Source organism: Pseudomonas sp. HS-18 (assembly GCF_020401845.1).
GTDB lineage: Bacteria > Pseudomonadota > Gammaproteobacteria > Pseudomonadales > Pseudomonadaceae > Pseudomonas > Pseudomonas nitroreducens.
Window position 1 is genome coordinate 4,221,533 of record NZ_CP084413.1, and the last position, 21,272, is coordinate 4,242,804.

Consider the following 21,272-nt stretch of genomic DNA (forward strand, 5'->3'; position numbering starts at 1 on the left):
ACCAAGCCCACCACGGCGCGCTGCCGCCGGGGCGGGCTGTCATGGAGGAATCCGCATGCTGCTCGTCTGGTTACTCGTCCTGATCCTCGGCGTTGCCTGGCTCGCGCACCGCCGCGCCTCGCCGCTCAAGGCCCTCGGCATCGTCGCCGTGTACCTCGTGCTGATGAGCCTGTTCAGCCACGCCCACGGCTGGATGGTGCTGTTCTGGCTGATCTGGGCCGTGGTCGCGGTGACGATTCTCGCCACCGACCTGCGCCGCAGCCTGTTCACCTCGCGGCTGTTCGCCTGGTTCAAGAAGACCCTGCCGCCGATGTCCGAGACTGAACGCGAGGCCATCGAGGCCGGCACGGTCTGGTGGGACGGTCAACTGTTCAGCGGCCGTCCGGACTGGCATACCCTGCTCGCCTATCCCCGCGCGCAGTTGACCGAGGAGGAGCAGGCGTTCGTCGACGGCCCCACCGAACAGCTCTGCGCGATGATCAACGACTACCAGGTCGGCAAGGACATGGACCTGCCGCCCGAGGCCTGGGCCTTCATCAAGGACCAGGGCTTCTTCGGCCTGATCATTCCCAAGGAATACGGCGGCAAGGGCTTCTCCGCCTTCGCCCACTCCCAGGTGGTAATGAAACTCGCCACCCGCAGCGGCGACCTCGCCTCCACCGTGATGGTGCCCAACTCCCTCGGCCCGGCCGAACTGCTGCTGCACTACGGCACCGACGCCCAGCGCCAGCGCTACCTGCCGCGCCTGGCCACCGGCGCAGAAATCCCCTGCTTCGCCCTGACCAGCCCGCAGGCCGGTTCCGATGCCGGCGGCATGACCGACGTCGGCGTGGTCTGCAAGGGCCAGTGGGAAGGCCAGGAAGTCCTCGGCCTGCGCCTGACCTGGGAAAAGCGCTACATCACCCTTGGCCCCGTCGCCACCCTCCTCGGCCTGGCGTTCAAGTGCCATGACCCGGACCACCTGCTGGGCGAGGAAGAAGACCTCGGCATCACCCTGGCGCTGATCCCCACCGACACCGACGGCGTGCAGATCGGCCGCCGCCACGTGCCGCTGGGCGCCGCCTTCATGAACGGCCCCAACTCCGGCAAGGATGTATTCGTGCCGCTGGACTACATCATCGGCGGCCAGGAAATGATCGGCAAAGGCTGGATGATGCTGATGAACTGCCTGTCCGTGGGGCGCTCGATCTCCCTGCCGGCGGTGGGCACCAGCGCCGCCAAGGCCGGCAGCTACGTCAGCGGTCGCTATGCGCAGGTACGCGAGCAGTTCAACGTGCCGCTGTCGGCCTTCGAGGGCATCCAGGAAGCGCTCGCGCGCATCGGCGGCAACGCCTGGCTGATGGACAGCGCGCGCATCCTCACCGCCAACGCGGTCGACCTGGGCGAGAAGCCCTCGGTGCTCTCGGCCATCCTCAAGTACCACCTGACCGAACGCGGCCGCGAGTGCATCGCCCACGCCATGGATATCCACGGCGGCAAGGGCATCATCCTGGGCCCGAACAACTACCTGGGCCGCTCCTGGCAGGCCGCGCCGATCTTCATCACCGTCGAGGGCGCCAACATCCTCTCGCGCAACCTGATGATCTTCGGCCAGGGCGCCATCCGCTGCCATCCATACGTCCTGAAGGAAATGGAACTGGCCCGCCGCGAAGACCAGGACCAGGCCGAGCGCGAGTTCGACGAACTGCTGCTCGACCACATCGGCTTCGCCGTCGGCAACGCCGCCAGCAGCCTGCTGCTGGGCCTGGGCTTCGGCAGCTTCGACCAGGTGCCGGGCGACCGCGTCAGCCGCCCGTACTACCGCGCGCTGAACCGTCTCGCCGCCTCCTTTGCCCTGCTCGCCGACTTCAGCATGATGATGCTCGGCGGCGAGCTGAAGCGCCGCGAGCGCCTGTCGGCGCGCCTGGGCGATGCGCTGAGCCACCTGTACCTGGGCTCCGCCGCGCTCAAGCGCTACCACGACCTGGATAACCCGGATTACCTCCACCCGCTGCTGCGCTGGGCCATGGAGGAAAACCTGGAGAAGGCCGAAGCGGCGTTGGCCGACCTGATCGACAACTTCCCCAACCGTGCCTTCGCCTGCCTGCTGCGCGTGCTCGTGCTGCCGCTGGGCCGCCGCCACCGTGGCCCTGGCGATGCGCTGGATGCCGAGATCGCCGATATCCTCGGCCGCCCGCTGAGCGACCCGGCGCTGCAGGCGATCCTTGCCGGCGCCTACCTGCCCAGCGGAGAGGACGATCCGGTCGCCAAGCTCACCATCGCCTACGACCAACTTGCCGCCGCCGCACCGCTGCAGAAGAAACTGCACAAGGCCCTCAAGGAACACGGCGTTGATCCCAAGCCAGGCCAATCGCCCATCGACGCCGCCCGCGAGGCCGGCGTGCTGGAGGCGACCGAGGCTGAAACCCTGCATGCCGCCGAGCGCGCCCGCCGGGCGGTGATCGATGTGGACGATTTCTCCAAGGAAGAACTGGCCGGAAAGACATCCGCCAGCGAGAAATCGAACAAGGAGAAGCCGGCGAGCAAACCGACCACCACCACAGACTGATCTACAGGCTTCACGCATAGGGCGCCTTCGGGCGCCCTTTTCCTTGTCCGACGCAAAGCAATGCCGAGCGCAATGATCAGGTGCACACTGGGGGCAACCCTGTCATGGAGATACCTCCCATGCGCCGATTCCTCCTTCCGCTGCTGGCGATCTTCCTCGTCGGCGCCGCCCAGGCCGATCCCTGGCTCTATCCCAGCCGCCCGCGCCCGGCCCCCACGCCCAGTCCGCTCATCGACCCCATCCAGCAACAGCAGGACAGCCTGCGCCGCCAGTCCGAGCTACGGCAGAACGAACTGGACCGCCAGCGCCTGAACTACGAGAACCAGCGCCTGCAGATACAGCAGGACAACCTCAAGCGCCAGCAGGACAGCCAACGCCGCTGGGACGAACAGCGGCGGCAGAGCGACCAGATGATCCAGCGGCAGAAGAGCGAGCTGCAGCAGGACCAACTGCAACAGCAGCAACGCATCCTCGACCAGCAGCGCCAGCAGATCGACAACCAGCGCCGGCAGATCCAGATGCGCCCGATCCGCTGATCATCCCCGGCGGCAGCACGGGCGAAACCCGATATACTCCGCAGCCGTTTGAATACAGCTCCAGAGGAACTCCCATGGCCAGCGCCTATCTCGACCACCACATTGCCCTGCTCAACCACCTGCGCATGATCCTCGGCGCGCTGGGCGAAGCCGAGCAGGTTCCCGAGGACAACCACGGCCTGTTCCTGGAACGGTTCGACGAACTGATGCTGGAATTGCCGCGCGACCCCGAAGGCGCCCAATACCTGGGCCAGGACCTGATCAGCCAGGTCTTCCACCGTTACCCGCAGATCGCCCACCTGGTGCCGCGCGACCTGCTGTGGTTCTTCGGCGGCGACTGCCTGCATTTCATGCCCGACGAAGAACTGCAGATGTACCAGCAGCTCGACGAGCGCCGCTTCGAAGCAGAAGAAAACGGCGAACCCTTCGACTGGAACCGCGAGAAGCAGGTACTGGCCCTGCCGGACGACTCGCCCAAGCACTGATCCCCGCCTGGCGCGGCGACTGCCGCCGCGCCACGGACATTCTGTCCAGCGCCCGCCGCGCGCGGTTGACAAACTGACAAGGACACCCGGGGCGCCCCGCCCGTAGCCTTTTGTTACTTATTCAAACAAAGGCAGGGAACGTCATGCTCAGCTTCAAGATCTCGCAAGGGGCCCACGACAAGGTCCGCCGCGTCTCCAGCATCATCTGCACCCTTTTCTCCATCGGCTTCGTCGTGGTGATGTGCCTTACCGCCATCGGCGACCACCTGCGCGCAAAACGCATCCTCGCCGACCATTCCGTGGTCAGCGCGCCGCTGGTGCTGGACGAAGTCACCGAGGAGCGCGGCCGTCGCGGGCGCACCAAGGAGATGTACCACTTCACCTACCAGTTCGAAGTGAAGGGCCAGCCCTACATCGGCCGCTTCGACGTGGCCGGTAGCAACGCCGACAAGTACCCCGAAGGTACCGTGCTGCAGATCGCCTACGCCAACGCCGACCCGGCGCACTTCGACCGCCTGGACCGCCTCCAGGACCTCTCCGACACCGGCGGCATGTTCACCCGCCTGGGCGTGGGCCTGCTGGGGGCCTCACTGATCGGCTTCATCATCCACCTGCTGGCCACCCGCCGCCTGTTCGTCCCCCGCGAGGAGCCAGCAGCAGCCTGAGCCGGCACAACGAGAAAAGCCCGCATTCGCGGGCTTTTTTCATGCCGGGCAGGATCAGCGTTCGGAAGCTTCCCCCTCGACCTCCTCCTTCTGCGGAAACAGCAGGCTCGCCACAATCCCCACCGCCAGGACCGCCAGCACGACCACCAGGCTGGTGTTGGCATCGATGCTGTAGCCGTGATGGAACAGGGCATCCGTGGCATTCAGGCCCAGCTTGGCGGCAATGAAGAACAGCAGCACCACCACCGACTTCTCCAGGTGCACGAGGTAGCGCTTGAGCGCTTCAAGCACGAAATACAGCGTGCGCAGCCCGAGGATGGCGAACAGCATGGCCGAGTAGACGATCAGCGGCTCGCGGCTCACTGCGATCACTGCCGGAACCGAGTCGAAGGCGAACAGCACGTCCGACACCTCGACCACCACCAGGCAGAGGAACAGTGGCGTGGCAAACAGCGCACCCTTGGCGGCCAGGCTGAGGCCCTTGTGCTCCGGCTTGCACACTTCCACCTCGAGCTGCTTGCGCGCCACGAAGAAACGCCCGCCCAGCAGCTTCGGCCAGACCGGGAACAGCTTGCTGGCGAAGCGATAGGCCAGGTGCCGGGAATAGTCCTCCTCGCCGTCATCGTCGCCGCCACCCCTGAGCATCATCACGCCGGTCCAGGCGACGATCGCGGCAAAGACGATCTCCACCCACGGACCGAACGCCAACAGCCCCGTACCGATGGCCACGAAGATGGCGCGGAACACGATGGCGCCGATGATTCCCCAGTACAGAACGCGGTGGCGCAGGCCATCCGGCACCTTGAACCAGGCGAAGATGGCGATGAAGACGAACAGATTGTCGACGCTCAGCACCTTTTCCAGCGCATAGCCGGTAAGGAACAGACTGGCCACCTGGGAACCATGCTGGACGTAAAGGAACCCGGCGAAGCTCAGGGAAATGGCGACCCAGAAGATTGACCAGCCCGCCGCCCCCGCCAGGGAGATGGGCTTGTTGTCGCGGTGGCTCACCATGTCCAGCAGAAGGGCCGCCAGGGCAAGCCCGACAAAGACCGCGACGGTCAACGGGGGGAAACCAATATGTGTCTGTTCCACGATTGCGACTCTCGATAATGAAATGTCGGCCGGATCGATCCGGCCACCCTTCGGATCAGGTGGCGGGCCGGTCTGCGCCGATCTTTCGCCGCCAGCGCGGATGGAAGGCCCGCCAATGCGGGTCCTGTGCGGCGCGCAACAGCGCATGGTCGCCCTGGGTGTCGCCCCAGGCGCGCAGCCGGTAAGCCGTCAGGGGGCCGTACTTGGCCTGCAGGCGCAGCACCTTGTTCTCGGCGCGGCAATTGCCGCCGGCGATGCGGCCGGTGATACGGCCATCGATCACCTCCAGTTCGGTGCCGATCAGCCCCACGCCCAGGCGCTCGGCGAAAGGTCGCAGCACCAGCGCAGGGGACGCCGAGCAAAGCGTCACTTCGGCCCCGGACGCCAGTTCTGCGGCCACGCCGCGCAACCCTTCCGGCCGCAGCAGGTAGCCCCAGACGAACCGGCAGTAGGCTTGCGCACGGACGGCAAGCCATTGCGCGTCGATACCTCCGAGAAAAACCGCGAGGAGGCGCGCCTTTAGCTCATCGCGGCTGATCCGGCGCAAGAGGAAAGCCAGGCTCGGCAGCAGCATGGCGGGCAGGCGTCGGACGAATCCGAGCGTACCGAAGGCGAACCAGAGGAACGGCAGGAAGCTGTCATGGCGGGTCAAGGTGCCGTCGAAATCGAATACCGACAGGACACCGCCTCCGCCCGCGCTCGATTGACGCCCATGGCGGCCAGACTCGGGGCGATCCATTGACTCCCACATCCGCATGACCACCTCACCTGAGCGCCCCACAATCTCCATCCCCGCCGCCGACAGGCGGCACGAACGAGCCCCGCTCCATCGCACAACGATCGAGCGCTGGCATTCTCGGGTACCTGTCTGAGGCGACAAACGAGAATCCCCTCAGGGCTGCGTCGGAATTTTCCTCAATACAGGCGCCAGAGCGGATTTGCCGGTAGATAGCGGGGAAGCCCCAAGCCCACGGCGGAGCAATGAATGCAGAAGAGAGGCCAAGGATGGCAGCCGGAATTCAGCCCGTAGAGGATGGTGCGCGGCGGCGGTAAGATTTTCATCGCACAAACGAAAACGCCGCCCCGAAGGGCGGCGTTTCGATTCTGGAGCGGGAAACGAGACTCGAACTCGCGACCCCGACCTTGGCAAGGTCGTGCTCTACCAACTGAGCTATTCCCGCATCAACTTGCAGTAACCTTCAGCTTGCGCCTCAGGTTAACGAAAACGCCGCCTAGAGAGGCGGCGTTCCGATTTGGAGCGGGAAACGAGACTCGAACTCGCGACCCCGACCTTGGCAAGGTCGTGCTCTACCAACTGAGCTATTCCCGCATCAACTTGTTGCAACCTTCAGCTTTCGCCGAAGGGTAACGCCATTTCATCTTTCGGTCACTGCCAGAGGCAATGATCGAGAATCTGGAGCGGGAAACGAGACTCGAACTCGCGACCCCGACCTTGGCAAGGTCGTGCTCTACCAACTGAGCTATTCCCGCAATGGCGTCCCCTAGGGGACTCGAACCCCTGTTACCGCCGTGAAAGGGCGGTGTCCTAGGCCACTAGACGAAGGGGACGCGGCCCGGAACTTAACATCTTTCCGACTTCGTCGCTGCGGCAAATTCTGCGTTTCGCGTCGAAGTGGCGCGCATTCTAGGGAGGCTTTGAAGGGTCGTCAACCCTTCAGAGAAATTATTTTTAAATCAAAGACTTCTGGGTAAAAACCGAGCTGCCGCTATCAGCAGTATCACTAAGACATTACACTCGCGGAAAACATCCGGAGCACTCCACGGTGTCGCCAATCGTCATTACGGTCCTGGTTCTCGTCGGTATCGCCCTGCTGGTCGCTATCGGCTACATCAACCATCTAGTGGAAAACCGCAAGCTGGAGCAGGCGCGCCTGAAGGCCGATCTGGCCGACCGCTGCCGGCGCTGCGCCGATGTTTCCGAATCCCTGCCCGGCCAATTCATGTCGCCGGCACTGAAGCTGCTGCTCAGCGGCTTCGAACTGAGCCTCAGCGAACGCCTGCTGGCCGTCGACAAGCAGAACGCTGCGCTCAGGCAGCGAATTGAAGAGCTGCGCGGCCTGGTGGCCAAGGGCGAGTCCATTCCGGTCAAGAATGCGCCACAACCGATCCTCACCGAGGCCAAGGCCAAGGACGTGCGCTTCCTCTTCGAAGCGCTGCATGCCCAGCTTACCCGCTGCGCCCAGGACAACATGCTGCCTCGGGTGGAAGCGCAGAAATGGGTGAAGGAAATCCGCCACCTGCTCACCCTCCTCCATATAGAGTTCTTCGGCAACCTCGGCCAGCAGGCGCTCCAGCAGGGCCAACCGCGGCAGGCACGCCTGGCCTTCGAGCGCGGCGCACAGTACCTGCAGAAGCAACCGGAGATCGGCCGCTACCAGGCGCAGCTCAAGCAGATGGAAGCCCAGCTGGCCCACGCCAACGCTCTGGTACTGGAAACCTCCCAGCCCGCCGTGGATGAACAGAGCGAACTGGGCGACGGCCTCAAGGCGCTGGACGAAGACGATATCTGGAAGAAGAAGAACCTTTACGACTGATCCGTCGTCGAATCACCAACCCGGCCACCTTCGCCCCAGGAGCCTTGCATGAGCCTCGTCGTCTTCGGCGCCCCGCTGTCCCCCTTCGTTCGCAAAGTCCGCCTGTTCGCGGCCGAGAAAGGCTTCGATTACCAACTGGAGAACATCAACCCGTTCAACCAGCCGGACTGGTACCGCGAACTCAACCCGCTGCGTCGCGTACCGGCGATCCGCGATGGTGACTTCACCCTCGCCGACTCCAGCGTCATCTGCCATTACCTGGAAGACCGTGACCCGCAGCGCGACCCGCTGTGCGGCACAGGCGCCGAGTCCCGCGCACAGATCAACTGGCTGGAGAAGTACGCCGACTACGAGCTGGCGCCGCTGACCACCTTCACCGTGTTCCGCAACCGCCTGCTCAAGCCGCTGATGGGCAAGGTCTGCGATGAAGTGGCGGTCAAAGGCGCCATGCAGGAGAAGCTCCCCGAACACTTCGACTACCTGGAGAAGTGCCTGGGCCAGCAGCAATGGTTCGTCGACGACCGTTTCAGCCTCGCCGACATCGCCATCGCCTGCCAGCTGGTAAACCTGCGCCACGGCGAGGAAGAACTGGACGCCCAACGCTGGCCGAAGCTGGCAGCGCATTTCGAGCGCACCCTGGCCCGCCCTGCCCTCGCCGAAATCGTCCAGGGTGAGCTGCAGATCATCGCCAAGATCATGGCCAAGCGCTGATCTTCCTGCATGAACGAAAAAGCCCCGCCTAGGCGGGGCTTTTTCATGGGCGCGGATCAGCAGTCGGAGAGGCGCAGGAAAATCTCCACCAGGCGTTCGATACCTGCCTGGTCCTCCTCACTGAATCGGCCAACCTTCGGGCTGTCCAGATCCAGCACGCCGATCAGGCGGCCGTCCTTCACCAGCGGCACCACCAGCTCGCTGTTGGAGGCGCTGTCACAGGCGATGTGGCCGGGGAATGCGTGCACATCTTCGACACGCTGGGTTTCCCGGGTGCGCGCCGCGGCGCCGCACACGCCCTTGCTGAAGGGAATGCGCACGCAGGCGACCTTGCCCTGGAACGGGCCGAGCACCAGCTCTTCATTGCGGTTCAGGTAGAAGCCGGCCCAGTTCAGGTCCGCCAACTCGTTGAACAGGAACGCGGAAAACTGCGAGGCGTTGGCGATGAAATCGCGCTCGTCGGCAAACAGCGACTCCGCCTGGGCGGCCAGCAGCGCGTAGCCGCCAAGGCCGGCACCGGCCTGTTGCAGATCGATCATGGGGTCTCTCCTTCCAGCAATTGTCTGCCCACCCAGTAGCGGGCGAATTGATAGGCACAGCGGCCATTACGGTTGCCGCGCCCGAGCGCCCAGCGGATGGCTTCCTTCTCCAGCGCCTCGTCCCAGGTCCAGGCAGCGAGCCCGGACTTCTGCGCGAGCACCTCGACCCAGTGACGCACCACGCTGAGGAAGTGCTCCTGGGTGAAGGGATAGAAGGACAGCCACAGGCCGAAACGGTCGGACAGGGCGATCTTGTCTTCGACGGCTTCGTTGGGGTGCAACTCGCCATCGACCATCTTCCAGTTCTCGTTGTCGCTCTGCTTCTCCGAGACCAGATGGCGACGGTTGGACGTGGCGTAGAGCAGCACGTTGTCCGGCGCCTGCTCCAGCGAGCCGTCGAGCACGCTCTTGAGGACGCGGAAATCGCCTTCGCCGGCGTCGAACGAGAGGTCGTCGCAGAACAGCACGAAGCGCTGCGGCAGCCCCTGGATCTGCTCGACCACGCGCGGCAGGTCGGCGAGGTGGTCGCGCTCGATCTCGATCAGGCGCAGTCCTTCGCCGGCCAGCTCCGCCAGCAGCGCGCGGACCAGCGAGGACTTGCCGGTGCCTCGGGCGCCCCACAGCAACGCATGGTTGGCCGGTTGGCCCGCAACGAACTGCCGGGTGTTGCGCGCCAGTTGCTCGCGCTGCCGGTCGACGCCCAGCAGGTCGTCCAGGCGCAGGTCGAGGCTGACCTTGAGCGGTTGCAGGTAACCGCTGCGGCCGTCGCGATGCCAGCGCGCCGCCAGGCTGTGCTGCCAGTCCAGCGTTTCGCGGATGGCGGGCAGCAAAGGCTCCAGGCGCACCATCAGCGCTTCGGCGCGGGCGAGAAAATCGTTCAGACGAGAATCCACGCGGGTCTCCATATTCTTCGACGCGGCTCTACGGGTTGAGAACCGGGAATTTCTTCGCCTTCGGGCTATCCCGACAGACGGTTCCGATGGGCTATGCTACGCCGCAGGAAAGCTTCTGCGAGGCGACGCTCCGCAACCATGGATATTGCGCTCACTCATCGCCTCTCGTTCAAGCAGGCCAGCCTGACGGTGCTGGTGGCGTTCATCCTGGGCACCTTGCTGAGCCTCATCCAGGTAGGCGTCGATTATGCCAGCCAGGACGCCTCCATCAACCGCGAAGTGCGCGCCCTGCTGGACGTCAGCCACAACCCCGCCGCCCGCATCGCCTACAACATCGACGCCGAACTGGCCCAGGAACTGGTCGTGGGACTGCTGCGCTCGCCTGCGGTGATCCGCGCCGAGATCATCGATAACGCCGGCGTGCCCCTGGCCAGCGCCGACCGACCACCGGCGGAAAGCCACCTGCGAGGCCTGAGCGATTTCCTCTTCGGCCAGCAGCGCACCTACGAGGAACCGCTGTTCGTCGAGCATGCCCCAGCAGAATCGCTCGGCGTGCTGCGCCTGGAGATCGACACCTTCGTCTTCGGCAACGACTTCCTGCGCCGCGCCGGGATGACCTTCATTTCCGGCTTCATCCGCAGCCTGATGCTCTCACTGATCCTGCTGGTGCTCTTCTACGCGCTGCTGACCAAGCCCCTGGTGAGCCTGATCGAAGCCCTGTCCCGCCACGACCCGCGCTCGCCCTCCCGCCTGCGACTGCCCTGCCCGCGAGGCCATGAGCGCGACGAGATCGGTGTGCTGGTGGAGGTCACCAATCGCCAGCTCAACCGCATCTCGGTGGAGATGGAACAGCGCCGCGAGGCGGAGGACCGCCTGACCCAGTATCTGGAAGAACTGGAAAACATCGTCGCCGCGCGCACCGCCGAATTGAAGGCAGCCAACGCGCGCCTGACCCTGTCCAACCAGGAACTGGAGCAGGCCCGGCAGAACGCCCTGGCCATGGCCCAGGCACGTGGCAGCTTCCTGGCCAACATGAGCCACGAGATCCGCACGCCGCTCAACGGCCTGCTGGGCATGCTCGGCCTGGCGCTGGACGGCCCGCTCACCGCCGAGCAGCGCCAGCAGCTGTCCATCGCCCATGATTCGGGCAAGGTGCTGGTGGACCTGCTCAACGACGTACTCGACCTCTCCAAGTTCGAGGCCGGCCAACTGGAGCTGGAGCAGATCCCATTCGACCTCGGTACCCTCGTGGAAGACACCGCCAGCCTGCTGTCGCAGAACGCCGGTCCCGCCGTGGAACTCACCTGTCTGATCAGCCCGCAGCTGCCGGCCCAGCTTTCCGGCGACCCGACCCGGGTGCGCCAGGTGATCAGCAACCTGCTGTCCAATGCCCTCAAGTTCACCCGCTTCGGCCGTGTGGATGTCCGCGTCGATCCTCTGGACCATGGCGTGCGCATCAGCGTCCGCGACACCGGCATCGGCGTGGCGCCCGAGGCCCTGCAGAAGATCTTCCAGCCCTTCACCCAGGCCGACGCCGGCATCGCCCGCCAGTATGGCGGCACCGGGCTGGGCCTGGCGCTGACGCGCAAGCTCTGTGAGGCCATGCAAGGCGAGCTGAGCGTCACCTCCGAACCGGGCCTGGGCAGCGAGTTCGCCGTCACCCTGCCCCTGACGACGCTGGAACCCGCACAACCGCTGGCGCAACTGAACGGCAAGCTGATCGTGCAGTGCGCCGCCAGCAGCGGGCTGGCCGCGCTGCTGCAGAGCTGGCTGCCGGCATGGGGCGTGGACTACCAGCGCCTGGACATCGACGCCAGCCTGGCCGGAGTGGAGCTGGACGCGCTGCTCTCGGATTGCCCGGACTGCCTGATCGGCCTGCGCCAGAACGTCACCAAGCCGGTGTTGCTGGTGACGGCCTATGGCAACTTCCTCGAGCCCGAGATGGCCCAGCGCCTGGCGCCCTTGCGGCAGCTGGCGCGCCCGCTGTCGCGCGCCGTGCTCTACCAGGCACTGAAACAGGCTTTCGAGCACCAGCCTCTACCCACGGCAAAAGCGCCGGGCACTGCGGCACTGGAGCAATTCTCCGCCCGCGTGCTGCTGGTGGAGGACAACCCGGTCAACCAACTGGTCGCGCGCGGGCTGTTGCAGAAACTGGGGTGCCAGGTGGGCATCGCCAACAATGGCGAGGAGGCGTTGCAGCAGCTCGCCAGCGCCGAATTCGACCTGGTGCTGATGGACTGCAACATGCCGGTGATGGACGGCTACCAAGCCACCCGCGAGATCCGCGAGAGCGGCCGCTGGCCGAGCCTGCCGGTGATCGCCCTAACCGCCAATGCCCTGCCGGACGAGCGCGAACGCTGTCGCGCCGCCGGCATGGACGATTACCTCGCCAAGCCTTTCCACCGCGACGAGCTGGCCGCCATCCTCGAACGCTGGGCCGGTCCCCGGTCGCGCGGCTGACTCAGGCGTCCAGCTGGGTCAATTGCCGCAGCAGGCCGTCCAACTGCTCGCGCAGGCCATCGGTGACGCTCAGGTCGATACCACTGCGACACAGCAGTTCCTCCCGCAGCGGCAGCACCTTCTCGCGCAATGCCGCCCCCTCCGCCGTCAGGCCCAGGTGCACCTCACGCTCGTCATGCTGCGCGCGACGGCGCTGCACCAGGCCCAATTGCTCCAGACGCTTGAGCAGCGGCGTAAGGGTGCCGGAGTCCAGCATCAACCGCTCGCCCAGGGCCTTCACCGAAGGCTGCTCCGGCGGCTCGGCCTGCCACTCCCAGAGCACCAGCATGGCCAGGTACTGCGGGTAGGTCAGGCCGAGCGCTTCTAGCATCGGCCGGTAGCCACGGATCACCGCGCGGGACACGGCGTACAGGCGGAAGCACAGCTGGTTGTCCAGCTGCAGTTCGGCCGGCAGGGATACAGCATCTTTCATCACAGCAGCGCTTCGATCTCGGCGGACAGTTGCTCGGGCTTGGTGGTCGGGGCAAAGCGCTTGATCACCTTGCCATCCTGGCCGATGAGGAACTTGGTGAAGTTCCACTTGATGCCCTGGCTGCCCAGCAGGCCCGGCGCGCGCTTCTTCAGTTGCACATAAAGCGGGTGGGCCTCGGCGCCGTTGACGTCGATCTTCTTGAACAGCGGGAAGCTCACGCCGAAATTCAACTCGCAGAACTGGGTGATTTCCCCTTCGTTACCGGGCTCCTGCTTGCCGAACTGGTTGCAGGGGAAACCGAGTACCACCAGGCCCCTGTCCTTGTACTGCCGCCAGAGCTTCTCCAGCCCCTTGTACTGCGGAGTGAAGCCGCACTGGCTGGCGGTATTCACCACCAGCAACGCCTTGCCGCCGAAATCGGCGAGGGTCTTCTGTTCGCCCTTGATGGTAGTCACGGGAATGTTCAGCAGTGCATCGCTCATCGGACATGGCTCCGGGGGAGAGTGGGAAACCATAGAGTAGCGAGCAATTAAATTGCGCACAATTTAATATTGCGATCTCTCATCCCAACAACTCGGTGCGGACCGTCCACCCATGGTGCTTGATGTTATCGGCATACAGGGAGGGTAAATGGTCGCGCCATTGCGCGTTCTTCACGGTAGCCACATAGGAACAGACGGACTTACCCGCATCGTCGAGGAGCGTCCACCTGATTCTCGATCCATCCGGAGCGGCCTCCGGCGCACCGATCTGGACGGCGCTCAGGTTCGCACCGATATGTTCCATTGAGCCCTTCGCAGGCTCGAACCTGACCACGCCTGCAAGGTCGAACTGACTATCGTGAGCAAGCACGCTTTGGCACAGCGTGGGCCACACCTTCTGCCTGAGGAAATGCTGGTCCATATGTGTTGAACTGTAATTTCCAGACGCAACGAACTCAGCAATAAGGGACTGCATCCCTGGTAATGCCCCCCGGCATCCGCCCCATAGTCCCGCAAGAATCAATTCAGAATGGGTAAACCAATCTCTGATCAGGTGGAACCATTTCCCCGAAACAAGCCAGGCCTCGACCAAAGCCTTTTCTCGCTCCCCAATCAGGGAATCAGCATCGCGAACCAGGAATCGAGTCACTTGCGAATCGTCCGCCACCAAAAAACGCCACATCAGCGGGGGCACATTCTTATGCGCCGCCCCCACCATCGCCACTTCTCCACCTTTGGCCACTAGACGGTCACGCACCTCCCGCGGAACCGTTTCATCGCAATAGAAGCGACACTTCCAACCTGGCAGCAAACGTGCAACCGCATCGCAGTTCATGATAGCCGTCTCACAATAACGAGCCTTATCGCCAAACAGGCTGAAAGCAATGATATTGCGCGAGGGGTCATAACCGGAAAAACTTGGCGGACTGCACTCAGGAATAGGGTAAGCCTTATTCGAGGCAACGGATTGCGCCTTGATATGCAATGCCTTGCCACCCAGGCGTTGAGCCTCTTCCAACTGTCCCAGTCGGCCATGCAACTCCGCCACAAGATCGGCATAGTTACTGCCAAGTCGCTCACCGGGGAGTTTCTGACTTAGACGTAGTGCTTCTTCCAGTCGCCCAAGCCGCAGCAGACACAGAACCGGTTCACCTTTAACTCGATGGCATCGGAAACCGCTCCGCCTTTTTCAAAACCAATAGTGCAGACTCGAAATCTCCCTTTGCATGATAACGATCAAAATCCTTTGACTCTCCGATAGTAATCGACTGATAGAAGCGGTTTTCTTACGGCTCATCTGCACACCCATCTAAACTCGGGAAAGCCCAAATCGACCGGAGCTCCCCCAACCAAAAAGATTACATTCATATTCTTGGCTCACCAAAGAACTCAAGCCAAGCCCGGCAACTGGATGGGGGAGTTCGGCGCAGCAACTCCCCACCATGGATCAAACCAAGTAATACATGAGCTCATCAGTAGTTTTAACGGTGTGCGCCCACCAATCACCTTTAAACTCATTACTCAGCGAATAATCCTCAACCCTTACATTAAAGTATGTTTCTGTACACTCCACAAAAAGCCGTTTATCTCTAAATAAAATCTCCTCAACCTCCTTAATTTCATCACTCCCCTCCGGCCCACTGATGGCAACAAGAGCATGATAAGTATTAATACCTTGCCCAGCATATGAGAACTCAGAACCATTCAACTCACTACTAAAGTATCCAGAAGAAGCAGGAACTCCAAACTTTATTTTATTCGCCGAAAAAACAGAGTCGATCACACAGACATCATAACCACCCCCACCCACAATTAGATTACTAGCAGAGTTCCCGACAATGACATCATTGCCAGACCCACAAAGCACCGTTTCAATCAAAGACCGCGGATCTTCATGGTATTGAAATGCATTATAAATATTAGCAATCATCGTAGTTGAGTTTTGCTGCAATTGCTGATCATGCAGGATTACAGATCCTTTTCCCGGACGAAGATCCACCCACTGATCCTGTGCTAGCTGATTAAAGTTATAACCATCTCCTCCACCACCATCCCAGAGGGTTGTGTAGAATACTGGATCACTAGCCACCTTCAGAGTTCCCGATGTCAGTGTTCCTTCTGGGGTACGTTCCATGTACCAAAACTCACCACCCGGAGTAACAATATAATCCGTATTCCCCGAATGCGTATCGAAATTCGCCCCATACATCTCCTGCAACGCAGCGATATCGCCGCGCGAATAAACCTCGGGAGAAAAATTAGGAGTTCCTGTTCCAGGAAGATTTCCGACCCCAAAATAGTCCATCACGGTAAAGGGGTAATATCGTTCAGCATCTGAGGTCGCCGCTGGAAATCCATTGTAGGAGATAAATGGATGTTTCAACCCAAGCACATGTCCAATCTCATGCATAAGCGTCTGATTACCGGAGCTACCCGGCGAATAATCAGAGTAACTTGCCCATAGCCAGACATCGCCACTGGAAGATAGGTTACCCGGATAGTATGCCCAAGCGGATGCAGACGCGTTAGGTGAATTCGAATGGCCGAATCTGAGATCAGCATGTGTGGTAGCTGTTTCTTGAACCTCAACGAAACTTAGATTGGTAAATGTTGATATAGATCTGAAAATTTCTCTGACTGCACTCTGTTCGGTCGCTGAAAATCCACCAGCCCAATATTGAGTCTCAGAGCTAGTGCCAGTATACGAAGCGCCGTAGTAGCTTGCTTGAGTTGGGAAGCTGTAGGCCAGAACACTCCCGTCCCACCTCCGCCCACATAGCAGAGAATCTATGTAGGAAATCCCAGTTTTCGAAATCTGCGATGCTGAAGTCATAAAAATACCACCTCAAGTCAAAAGTACAGACAGGGAATAGATTTTTAGACACTGATTCAACAGAAAAACAACCATGCAAACATCATCAGAAATACAAAGTTACAAATCTAAAGATTCCCTACAGATTAACACTCCACAATCGTAAGAGTCCCACGCACAAATCCATCCGAAAAATTTCAGACCAGGAAATTCCTGAAAGAAATATCGGAACAGGAAGAAATAATTCCCACAGCAACGCCAACAACACGCTAAATATCTATCCAACTCAGCCGCCGCACTTCGCTCCTGCAACCGCCGAGCCATAAAAATGGCCATCAGAAATTACGAACTACAGCAGAAGTGCTGCGTCGATATTACCCAGTGCAACGTGTAAGACAAAAACAGCAGAGAGCGGCGTTGATCTGAAATCTGCAGACATCACTATTCACTGCCCCGAGAAAGACCCGCCTCAGTGGCGGGCTCTGGAGTCACGCCTTGGGCACCAACTTCAACGACGCCGAATTGATGCAGTAACGCAACCCAGTCGGCCGCGGGCCGTCGGGGAAGACGTGGCCCAGGTGCGAATCGCACTTGCCGCAGCGTACTTCGATGCGGTGCATGCCATGGCTGAAGTCTTCCAACTCCTTGACCACCTCGCCATTGACCGGCTGGAAATAGCTCGGCCAGCCGCTGCCGGAGTCGTACTTGGCGTCGGAATCGAACAGCGCGGTACCACAGCACACGCAGTGGTAGATGCCGGGTGTCTTGGTGTCGTGGTATTCGCCGGTGAAGGCGCGCTCGGTGCCGCCCAGACGGCAGACATGGAACTGCTCGTCGGTGAGTTCGTCACGCCAGGAATCCAGGGGCTTTTCCAGCTTTTCCATCGATCTGCCTCCATTAATGGAAAAAATGCCCGATGCCTCCTTTTCCGGGAATCGGGCCGCACGTATGATGCGCGTGGTTAACGTCAGGTTCAGAATCTGCCGCACAGAGACATTCTCGCGATAGAAAAGCCTTAAAAACTCTACTTTTTCGAGAAATTCACTGTTTTCCTGTCGATTTTCAGGGTCGACACCAGGGAAAAGCACTTCCGAACCCATCATTTGACGCCAGTCTGTCACCCGCGTTACAGCCTGCCAAGTCGCCGGCCGCGGACTATTTCGGAATCCCAGATCATGCAGGTCACCAAATCGAACAAGCTCGCCAACGTCTGCTACGACATTCGCGGGCCCGTGCTCAAGCACGCCAAACGCCTGGAAGAGGAAGGCCATCGCATCCTCAAGCTGAACATCGGCAACCCGGCGCCGTTCGGTTTCGAGGCGCCGGACGAAATCCTCCAGGACGTCATCCGCAACCTGCCCACCGCCCAGGGCTACAGCGACTCCAAGGGCCTGTTCAGCGCGCGCAAGGCAGTAATGCAGTACTACCAGCAGAAGCAGGTGGAAGGTGTCGGCATCGAGGACATCTACCTGGGCAACGGCGTATCCGAGCTGATCGTCATGGCCCTGCAGGCGCTGCTCAACAACGGTGACGAGGTGCTGATTCCGGCGCCCGACTATCCGCTGTGGACCGCCTCGGTCGCCCTCTCCGGCGGCAAGCCGGTGCATTACCTGTGCGACGAGCAGGCCGGCTGGTTCCCCGACGTCGCCGACATGAAGGCGAAGATCACCAGCAATACCAAGGCCCTGGTGCTGATCAACCCGAACAACCCCACCGGCGCGGTCTACTCGAAGGAAGTGCTGCTGGACATCGTCGAGCTGGCGCGCCAGCACAACCTGGTGATCTTCTCCGACGAGATCTACGACAAGATCCTCTACGACGAGGCCCAGCACATCTCCACCGCGTCGCTGGCGCCGGACGTCCTCTGCCTGACCTTCAACGGCCTGTCCAAGTCCTACCGCGTGGCGGGTTTCCGCTCCGGCTGGATCGCCATTTCAGGCCCCAAGCACAAGGCACAGAGCTATATCGAGGGCCTGGATATCCTCGCCAACATGCGCCTGTGCGCCAACGTGCCGAGCCAGCACGCCATCCAGACAGCGCTGGGCGGCTACCAGAGCATCAACGACCTGGTGCTGCCGGGCGGCCGCCTGCTGGAGCAGCGCAACCGCGCCTGGGAACTGCTCAACGACATTCCCGGCGTCAGTTGCGTGAAGCCCATGGGCGCGCTCTACGCGTTCCCGCGCATCGACCAGAAGGTCTGCCCGATCCACAACGACGAGAAGTTCGTCCTCGACCTGCTGCTTTCCGAGAAGTTGCTCATTGTTCAGGGCACCGCCTTCAACTGGCCCTGGCCGGATCACTTCAGGGTCGTTACCCTGCCTCGACTCGATGACCTGGAACAGGCCATCGGACGTATCGGCAACTTCCTGAAAAGCTATCGCCAATAAATCATCGCCAGTGAACTGATGGATCTGCAGATCGACGACTTCTACAAGGACGCAGCCGGCGGCCTGCTGACGCTCTACCAGGCCTTCCCGCGCAAGATCGCCCTCTACGTCGAGGACCTGATCGGCCGGGAAGAGCCCGACGAATTCGGCCTGCCCAGCACCCGCCACCAGAGCTGTCTGGGCGCGCTGCTGTGGTTGGCCGAAGAAGGCTACCTGCGCTTCGAGGCAACCATTCGTTACGAAGCATTGGACCAGGCGGTGCTCAGCGAAAAAGCCTTCCTGCGCCTGACCCGCCTCGTCCCCCATGCCGTGCGCGACGACCAGGAACTGCCGCCCAGCGTGCGCCGCGACCAGGCCACGCTGGCCAACCAGCTGCGCGATGCACTGGCCAGCCAGCACGGGGAACGCATCGCCCGGCTGACCCGTCTACTCTTCGAGAGCGACCTGGGGCGCTCGTAGTACAGGCGGACGACACAAGTTGAAATAGTCCCCGAGTTGAATCACCTGGGGGCCATCCGTATATACCCCGCATACTATTCAGCGATCCCGAGCGCGTTGCGCCCGGAGATCCGGAAAGCCGCATTCCAAGGCGGCTTTCGCCCCGTCACCGTGAGGAGAAGCTTTACGCCATGATGCGCATCCTGTTGTTCCTGGCCACCAACCTGGCAGTTCTGGTGATCGCCAGCATCACCCTGAAATTGCTCGGCGTGGACCGATTCACCGGCCAGAATTACGGTAGCCTTCTGATTTTCTGTGCCGTCTTCGGCTTCGCCGGCTCCCTGGTTTCGCTGTTCATCTCCAAGTGGATGGCGAAGATGAGCACCGGCACCGAGATCATCAGCCAGCCGCGCACCCGTCATGAACAGTGGCTGCTGCAGACCGTGGAAGAGCTGTCCCGCGAAGCCGGCATCAAGATGCCGGAAGTGGGTATCTTCCCCGCCTACGAGGCCAACGCCTTCGCCACCGGCTGGAACCGCAACGACGCGCTGGTCGCGGTCAGCCAGGGCCTGCTGGAGCGCTTCTCGCCTGAGGAAGTGAAAGCCGTACTCGCCCACGAGATCGGCCACGTGGCCAACGGCGACATGGTCACCCTGGCGCTGATCCAGGGCGTGGTGAACACCTTCGTGATGTTCTTCGCGCGCATCTTCGGCAACTTCGTCGACAAGGCGATCCTGAAGAACGAAGACGGCCCGGGCATCGGCTACTTCGTCGCGACCATCTTCGCCGAACTGGTCCTGGGTATCCTCGCCAGCATCATCGTCATGTGGTTCTCGCGCAAACGCGAATACCGCGCCGACGAAGCCGGCGCCCGCCTGGCCAGCACCGGTGCGATGATCGCCGCCCTGCAACGCCTGCGCGCCGAACAGGGTGTGCCGGTGCAGATGCCCGACTCGCTGCAGGCCTTCGGTATCAACGGCAACCTCAAGCATGGTCTCGCCGGCCTGTTCATGAGCCACCCGCCGCTGGAAGACCGTATCGAAGCCCTGCGCGCCGCCGGCCGCTAAGCTTCGACGCGACAAAAAAGGGCGACCCTCGGGTCGCCCTTTTTCATACCTGCGATTCAGCCCCGGCGCAGCGCAAACACCACTTCGTCCAGATGACCGACGCCACGCTTGAGAAACTTCGGGTTCTCCGCCAGCACATCGAGGCGCTCCACCTCCGTCACCTCCCAGTCCTCGGCGAAGAGCTCGTGCACTTCCGGCGCCAGCACGGCGAACGGCGGGCCATCCATCTCGGCCTGAGGGTATTCCAGGGTCACCAGCAGCCCGCGCGATCGAGGCGGCAGGATGCGCTGAAGATGAGCCGCATAGTCGGCGCGCAGGTCCGGCGGCAAGGCGATCAGCGCTGCGCGGTCGTACAGTGCGCTGCACCCCGCCACCTGTTCAGCGGTGACATCGAAGAAATCGCCCTGGAGAATCTCCAGGCGCTCGAAGCTGTAGCGGCGCAGCGCGCCATCCTCGGTGACCTGCGGAGTGACACCCAGCTCGGTGAAGAAGTCGACGGCAGCGCGCTCGGCCAGTTCGACTCCCAGCACGCGATATCCCCACTGGGCCAGCCAGAGCATGTCCAGGCTCTTGCCGCACAGCGGCACCAGCACCTGCGACTCCTCGGGCAACCCCAGGCCCGGCCAGTTGCGCTGCAGTCCGGGATTCACCGACTGCTGATGGAAACCGATTTCATTGCGCGCCCAGCGCGACTGCCAGAACTCATGCTGCATAGATCACCTGCTCAAACACTGCGCAAAGCGCGGGGCAACAGCCAGCGCCACCAGGCGCCGCGCCGCTCGCGCTGACTTTCTCCGGCCTCGAGAATCTTCAGCCGCACCTGATCACCGCGGACCCGCTGCACGCAGATTTCGGTGCCGTCCTCCAGACGGAGGCAGTCGCCGATCTCGAGCATCAGGACTTGTTCGCCTTGCTGCATAGCTGAATTCGCCATCTGTTTCGGAAATTTCCGCAAACTCTAACGCATAGTCCGACTGACATCCCCTCAAAGCGTCTTATGGCGGCTGGCTCCGCCACTCTGCAACCCAGTTGGCACTTTTGCAGCGAAGCAGGCTGCGGGAGATATCGCGTCAAACATCGATTCTTACGATCATTAAAGTCAAAAACCTATACTGGATTTCGATCTT

The 21,272-nt window shown here is 61.9% G+C and carries 21 protein-coding genes and 4 tRNA genes; 10 read left to right on the forward strand and 15 right to left on the reverse strand.

Annotated elements, in window-relative coordinates:
• Positions 1-55: 55 nt before the first annotated feature.
• The 4 genes from LDJ84_RS19530 to LDJ84_RS19545 all read left to right on the forward strand — a co-directional run bounded on the left by LDJ84_RS19530 (position 56) and on the right by LDJ84_RS19545 (position 4,234).
• Positions 56-2,548: an acyl-CoA dehydrogenase gene (locus tag LDJ84_RS19530; protein WP_024763873.1), complete on the forward strand. Its 2,493-nt coding sequence runs from the start codon at positions 56-58 to the stop codon at positions 2,546-2,548.
• 119 nt (positions 2,549-2,667) lie between these two features.
• Positions 2,668-3,084, forward strand: a complete 417-nt coding sequence (locus LDJ84_RS19535; protein ID WP_226045299.1) for a PA2816 family glutamine-rich protein — start codon at positions 2,668-2,670, stop codon at positions 3,082-3,084.
• A 74-nt stretch (positions 3,085-3,158) separates the two neighbouring features.
• Complete coding sequence (locus tag LDJ84_RS19540) at positions 3,159-3,569, forward strand: PA2817 family protein (RefSeq protein WP_024763871.1); 411 nt, start codon at positions 3,159-3,161, stop codon at positions 3,567-3,569.
• A gap of 143 nt (positions 3,570-3,712) precedes the next feature.
• The gene (locus LDJ84_RS19545) at positions 3,713-4,234 is read left to right on the forward strand and encodes a DUF3592 domain-containing protein (protein ID WP_226045300.1); all 522 of its coding nucleotides are present in this window, start codon (positions 3,713-3,715) and stop codon (positions 4,232-4,234) included.
• A 54-nt stretch (positions 4,235-4,288) separates the two neighbouring features.
• On the opposite strand, the gene LDJ84_RS19550 is transcribed toward LDJ84_RS19545, so the two are convergent.
• The 6 genes from LDJ84_RS19550 to LDJ84_RS19575 all read right to left on the reverse strand — a co-directional run bounded on the left by LDJ84_RS19550 (position 4,289) and on the right by LDJ84_RS19575 (position 6,898).
• Entirely contained in the window at positions 4,289-5,329 is a 1,041-nt protein-coding gene (locus LDJ84_RS19550) for a TerC/Alx family metal homeostasis membrane protein (RefSeq protein ID WP_226045301.1), read from the reverse strand.
• Positions 5,330-5,384: 55 nt separating this feature from the next.
• Positions 5,385-6,068, reverse strand: coding sequence for an HAD-IB family phosphatase (locus LDJ84_RS19555; protein WP_051445604.1), 684 nt, complete (start codon positions 6,066-6,068; stop codon positions 5,385-5,387).
• Positions 6,069-6,434: 366 nt separating this feature from the next.
• Positions 6,435-6,510 (reverse strand) — tRNA-Gly (locus LDJ84_RS19560).
• 73 nt (positions 6,511-6,583) lie between these two features.
• Positions 6,584-6,659 (reverse strand) — tRNA-Gly (locus LDJ84_RS19565).
• An 85-nt stretch (positions 6,660-6,744) separates the two neighbouring features.
• Positions 6,745-6,820, reverse strand: a tRNA-Gly gene (locus tag LDJ84_RS19570).
• Positions 6,821-6,822: 2 nt separating this feature from the next.
• Positions 6,823-6,898 (reverse strand) — tRNA-Glu (locus tag LDJ84_RS19575).
• A gap of 215 nt (positions 6,899-7,113) precedes the next feature.
• On the opposite strand from LDJ84_RS19575, the gene LDJ84_RS19580 reads away from it, so the two are divergent.
• Positions 7,114-7,884, forward strand: a complete 771-nt coding sequence (locus LDJ84_RS19580) for a hypothetical protein (protein WP_024766963.1) — start codon at positions 7,114-7,116, stop codon at positions 7,882-7,884.
• A gap of 48 nt (positions 7,885-7,932) precedes the next feature.
• A complete protein-coding gene (locus LDJ84_RS19585; protein ID WP_226045302.1) occupies positions 7,933-8,595 on the forward strand; it encodes a glutathione S-transferase family protein in 663 nt (220 codons plus the stop codon).
• A 56-nt stretch (positions 8,596-8,651) separates the two neighbouring features.
• On the opposite strand, the gene LDJ84_RS19590 is transcribed toward LDJ84_RS19585, so the two are convergent.
• Together LDJ84_RS19590 and LDJ84_RS19595 are read right to left on the reverse strand one after the other, a co-directional pair.
• Positions 8,652-9,134 (reverse strand): GAF domain-containing protein, encoded by a 483-nt coding sequence (locus tag LDJ84_RS19590; RefSeq protein ID WP_024766961.1) that lies wholly within the window; start codon positions 9,132-9,134, stop codon positions 8,652-8,654.
• Positions 9,131-10,027, reverse strand: coding sequence for an ATP-binding protein (locus LDJ84_RS19595; RefSeq protein WP_226045303.1), 897 nt, complete (start codon positions 10,025-10,027; stop codon positions 9,131-9,133). The genes LDJ84_RS19590 and LDJ84_RS19595 overlap by 4 nt, the downstream gene beginning before the upstream one ends.
• 93 nt (positions 10,028-10,120) lie before the next feature.
• Here LDJ84_RS19595 and LDJ84_RS19600 point away from each other — a divergent pair, with 93 nt between their 5' ends.
• On the forward strand, positions 10,121-12,487 hold the full coding sequence (locus LDJ84_RS19600) for an ATP-binding protein (protein ID WP_413247430.1): 2,367 nt from the start codon (positions 10,121-10,123) through the stop codon (positions 12,485-12,487).
• Position 12,488: 1 nt separating this feature from the next.
• Here LDJ84_RS19600 and LDJ84_RS19605 read toward each other — a convergent pair whose 3' ends face one another.
• From LDJ84_RS19605 to msrB, 5 genes are all read right to left on the reverse strand, one after another.
• Entirely contained in the window at positions 12,489-12,959 is a 471-nt protein-coding gene (locus LDJ84_RS19605; RefSeq protein WP_037014219.1) for a MarR family winged helix-turn-helix transcriptional regulator, read from the reverse strand.
• Positions 12,959-13,441 carry a glutathione peroxidase gene (locus LDJ84_RS19610; RefSeq protein ID WP_084357340.1) on the reverse strand — a complete coding sequence of 161 codons (483 nt, stop codon included), beginning with the start codon at positions 13,439-13,441 and terminating at the stop codon, positions 12,959-12,961. Before LDJ84_RS19610 ends, LDJ84_RS19605 begins: the two co-directional genes overlap by 1 nt.
• A gap of 79 nt (positions 13,442-13,520) precedes the next feature.
• On the reverse strand, positions 13,521-14,459 hold the full coding sequence (locus tag LDJ84_RS19615; protein WP_226045305.1) for a tetratricopeptide repeat protein: 939 nt from the start codon (positions 14,457-14,459) through the stop codon (positions 13,521-13,523).
• 429 nt (positions 14,460-14,888) lie between these two features.
• Positions 14,889-16,274, reverse strand: a complete 1,386-nt coding sequence (locus tag LDJ84_RS19620) for a M10 family metallopeptidase (RefSeq protein ID WP_082032843.1) — start codon at positions 16,272-16,274, stop codon at positions 14,889-14,891.
• 467 nt (positions 16,275-16,741) lie between these two features.
• Positions 16,742-17,137, reverse strand: a complete 396-nt coding sequence (gene msrB / locus LDJ84_RS19625) for a peptide-methionine (R)-S-oxide reductase MsrB (RefSeq protein WP_024766956.1) — start codon at positions 17,135-17,137, stop codon at positions 16,742-16,744.
• A 291-nt stretch (positions 17,138-17,428) separates the two neighbouring features.
• Here msrB and LDJ84_RS19630 point away from each other — a divergent pair, with 291 nt between their 5' ends.
• From LDJ84_RS19630 to htpX, 3 genes are all read left to right on the forward strand, one after another.
• Positions 17,429-18,640 carry a pyridoxal phosphate-dependent aminotransferase gene (locus tag LDJ84_RS19630; protein WP_226045306.1) on the forward strand — a complete coding sequence of 404 codons (1,212 nt, stop codon included), beginning with the start codon at positions 17,429-17,431 and terminating at the stop codon, positions 18,638-18,640.
• An 18-nt stretch (positions 18,641-18,658) separates the two neighbouring features.
• Positions 18,659-19,099 carry a hypothetical protein gene (locus tag LDJ84_RS19635; protein ID WP_226045307.1) on the forward strand — a complete coding sequence of 147 codons (441 nt, stop codon included), beginning with the start codon at positions 18,659-18,661 and terminating at the stop codon, positions 19,097-19,099.
• Positions 19,100-19,269: 170 nt separating this feature from the next.
• Complete coding sequence (gene htpX, locus LDJ84_RS19640) at positions 19,270-20,145, forward strand: protease HtpX (RefSeq protein ID WP_024766954.1); 876 nt, start codon at positions 19,270-19,272, stop codon at positions 20,143-20,145.
• A gap of 56 nt (positions 20,146-20,201) precedes the next feature.
• Here the strand turns inward: htpX and LDJ84_RS19645 are convergent, their stop codons facing one another.
• Positions 20,202-20,858 carry a thiopurine S-methyltransferase gene (locus LDJ84_RS19645; RefSeq protein WP_037014225.1) on the reverse strand — a complete coding sequence of 219 codons (657 nt, stop codon included), beginning with the start codon at positions 20,856-20,858 and terminating at the stop codon, positions 20,202-20,204.
• Between the two features lie 11 nt (positions 20,859-20,869).
• Complete coding sequence (locus LDJ84_RS19650) at positions 20,870-21,040, reverse strand: hypothetical protein (protein ID WP_157837676.1); 171 nt, start codon at positions 21,038-21,040, stop codon at positions 20,870-20,872.
• Positions 21,041-21,272 lie beyond the last annotated feature (232 nt).

Bases quoted from the DNA above. Each gene is read 5' to 3' on its own strand.
- LDJ84_RS19530 (WP_024763873.1), top strand. From the start codon at position 56: ATGCTGCTCGTCTGGTTACTCGTCCTGATCCTCGGCGTTGCCTGGCTC.
- LDJ84_RS19535 (WP_226045299.1), top strand. From the start codon at position 2,668: ATGCGCCGATTCCTCCTTCCGCTGCTGGCGATCTTCCTCGTCGGCGCC.
- LDJ84_RS19540 (WP_024763871.1), top strand. From the start codon at position 3,159: ATGGCCAGCGCCTATCTCGACCACCACATTGCCCTGCTCAACCACCTG.
- LDJ84_RS19545 (WP_226045300.1), top strand. From the start codon at position 3,713: ATGCTCAGCTTCAAGATCTCGCAAGGGGCCCACGACAAGGTCCGCCGC.
- LDJ84_RS19555 (WP_051445604.1), bottom strand. From the start codon at position 6,068: ATGGATCGCCCCGAGTCTGGCCGCCATGGGCGTCAATCGAGCGCGGGC.
- LDJ84_RS19585 (WP_226045302.1), top strand. From the start codon at position 7,933: ATGAGCCTCGTCGTCTTCGGCGCCCCGCTGTCCCCCTTCGTTCGCAAA.
- LDJ84_RS19590 (WP_024766961.1), bottom strand. From the start codon at position 9,134: ATGATCGATCTGCAACAGGCCGGTGCCGGCCTTGGCGGCTACGCGCTG.
- LDJ84_RS19600 (WP_413247430.1), top strand. From the start codon at position 10,121: ATGCTACGCCGCAGGAAAGCTTCTGCGAGGCGACGCTCCGCAACCATG.
- LDJ84_RS19605 (WP_037014219.1), bottom strand. From the start codon at position 12,959: ATGAAAGATGCTGTATCCCTGCCGGCCGAACTGCAGCTGGACAACCAG.
- LDJ84_RS19610 (WP_084357340.1), bottom strand. From the start codon at position 13,441: ATGAGCGATGCACTGCTGAACATTCCCGTGACTACCATCAAGGGCGAA.
- LDJ84_RS19620 (WP_082032843.1), bottom strand. From the start codon at position 16,274: ATGACTTCAGCATCGCAGATTTCGAAAACTGGGATTTCCTACATAGAT.
- msrB (WP_024766956.1), bottom strand. From the start codon at position 17,137: ATGGAAAAGCTGGAAAAGCCCCTGGATTCCTGGCGTGACGAACTCACC.
- LDJ84_RS19630 (WP_226045306.1), top strand. From the start codon at position 17,429: ATGCAGGTCACCAAATCGAACAAGCTCGCCAACGTCTGCTACGACATT.
- LDJ84_RS19635 (WP_226045307.1), top strand. From the start codon at position 18,659: ATGGATCTGCAGATCGACGACTTCTACAAGGACGCAGCCGGCGGCCTG.
- htpX (WP_024766954.1), top strand. From the start codon at position 19,270: ATGATGCGCATCCTGTTGTTCCTGGCCACCAACCTGGCAGTTCTGGTG.
- LDJ84_RS19645 (WP_037014225.1), bottom strand. From the start codon at position 20,858: ATGCAGCATGAGTTCTGGCAGTCGCGCTGGGCGCGCAATGAAATCGGT.
- LDJ84_RS19650 (WP_157837676.1), bottom strand. From the start codon at position 21,040: ATGCTCGAGATCGGCGACTGCCTCCGTCTGGAGGACGGCACCGAAATC.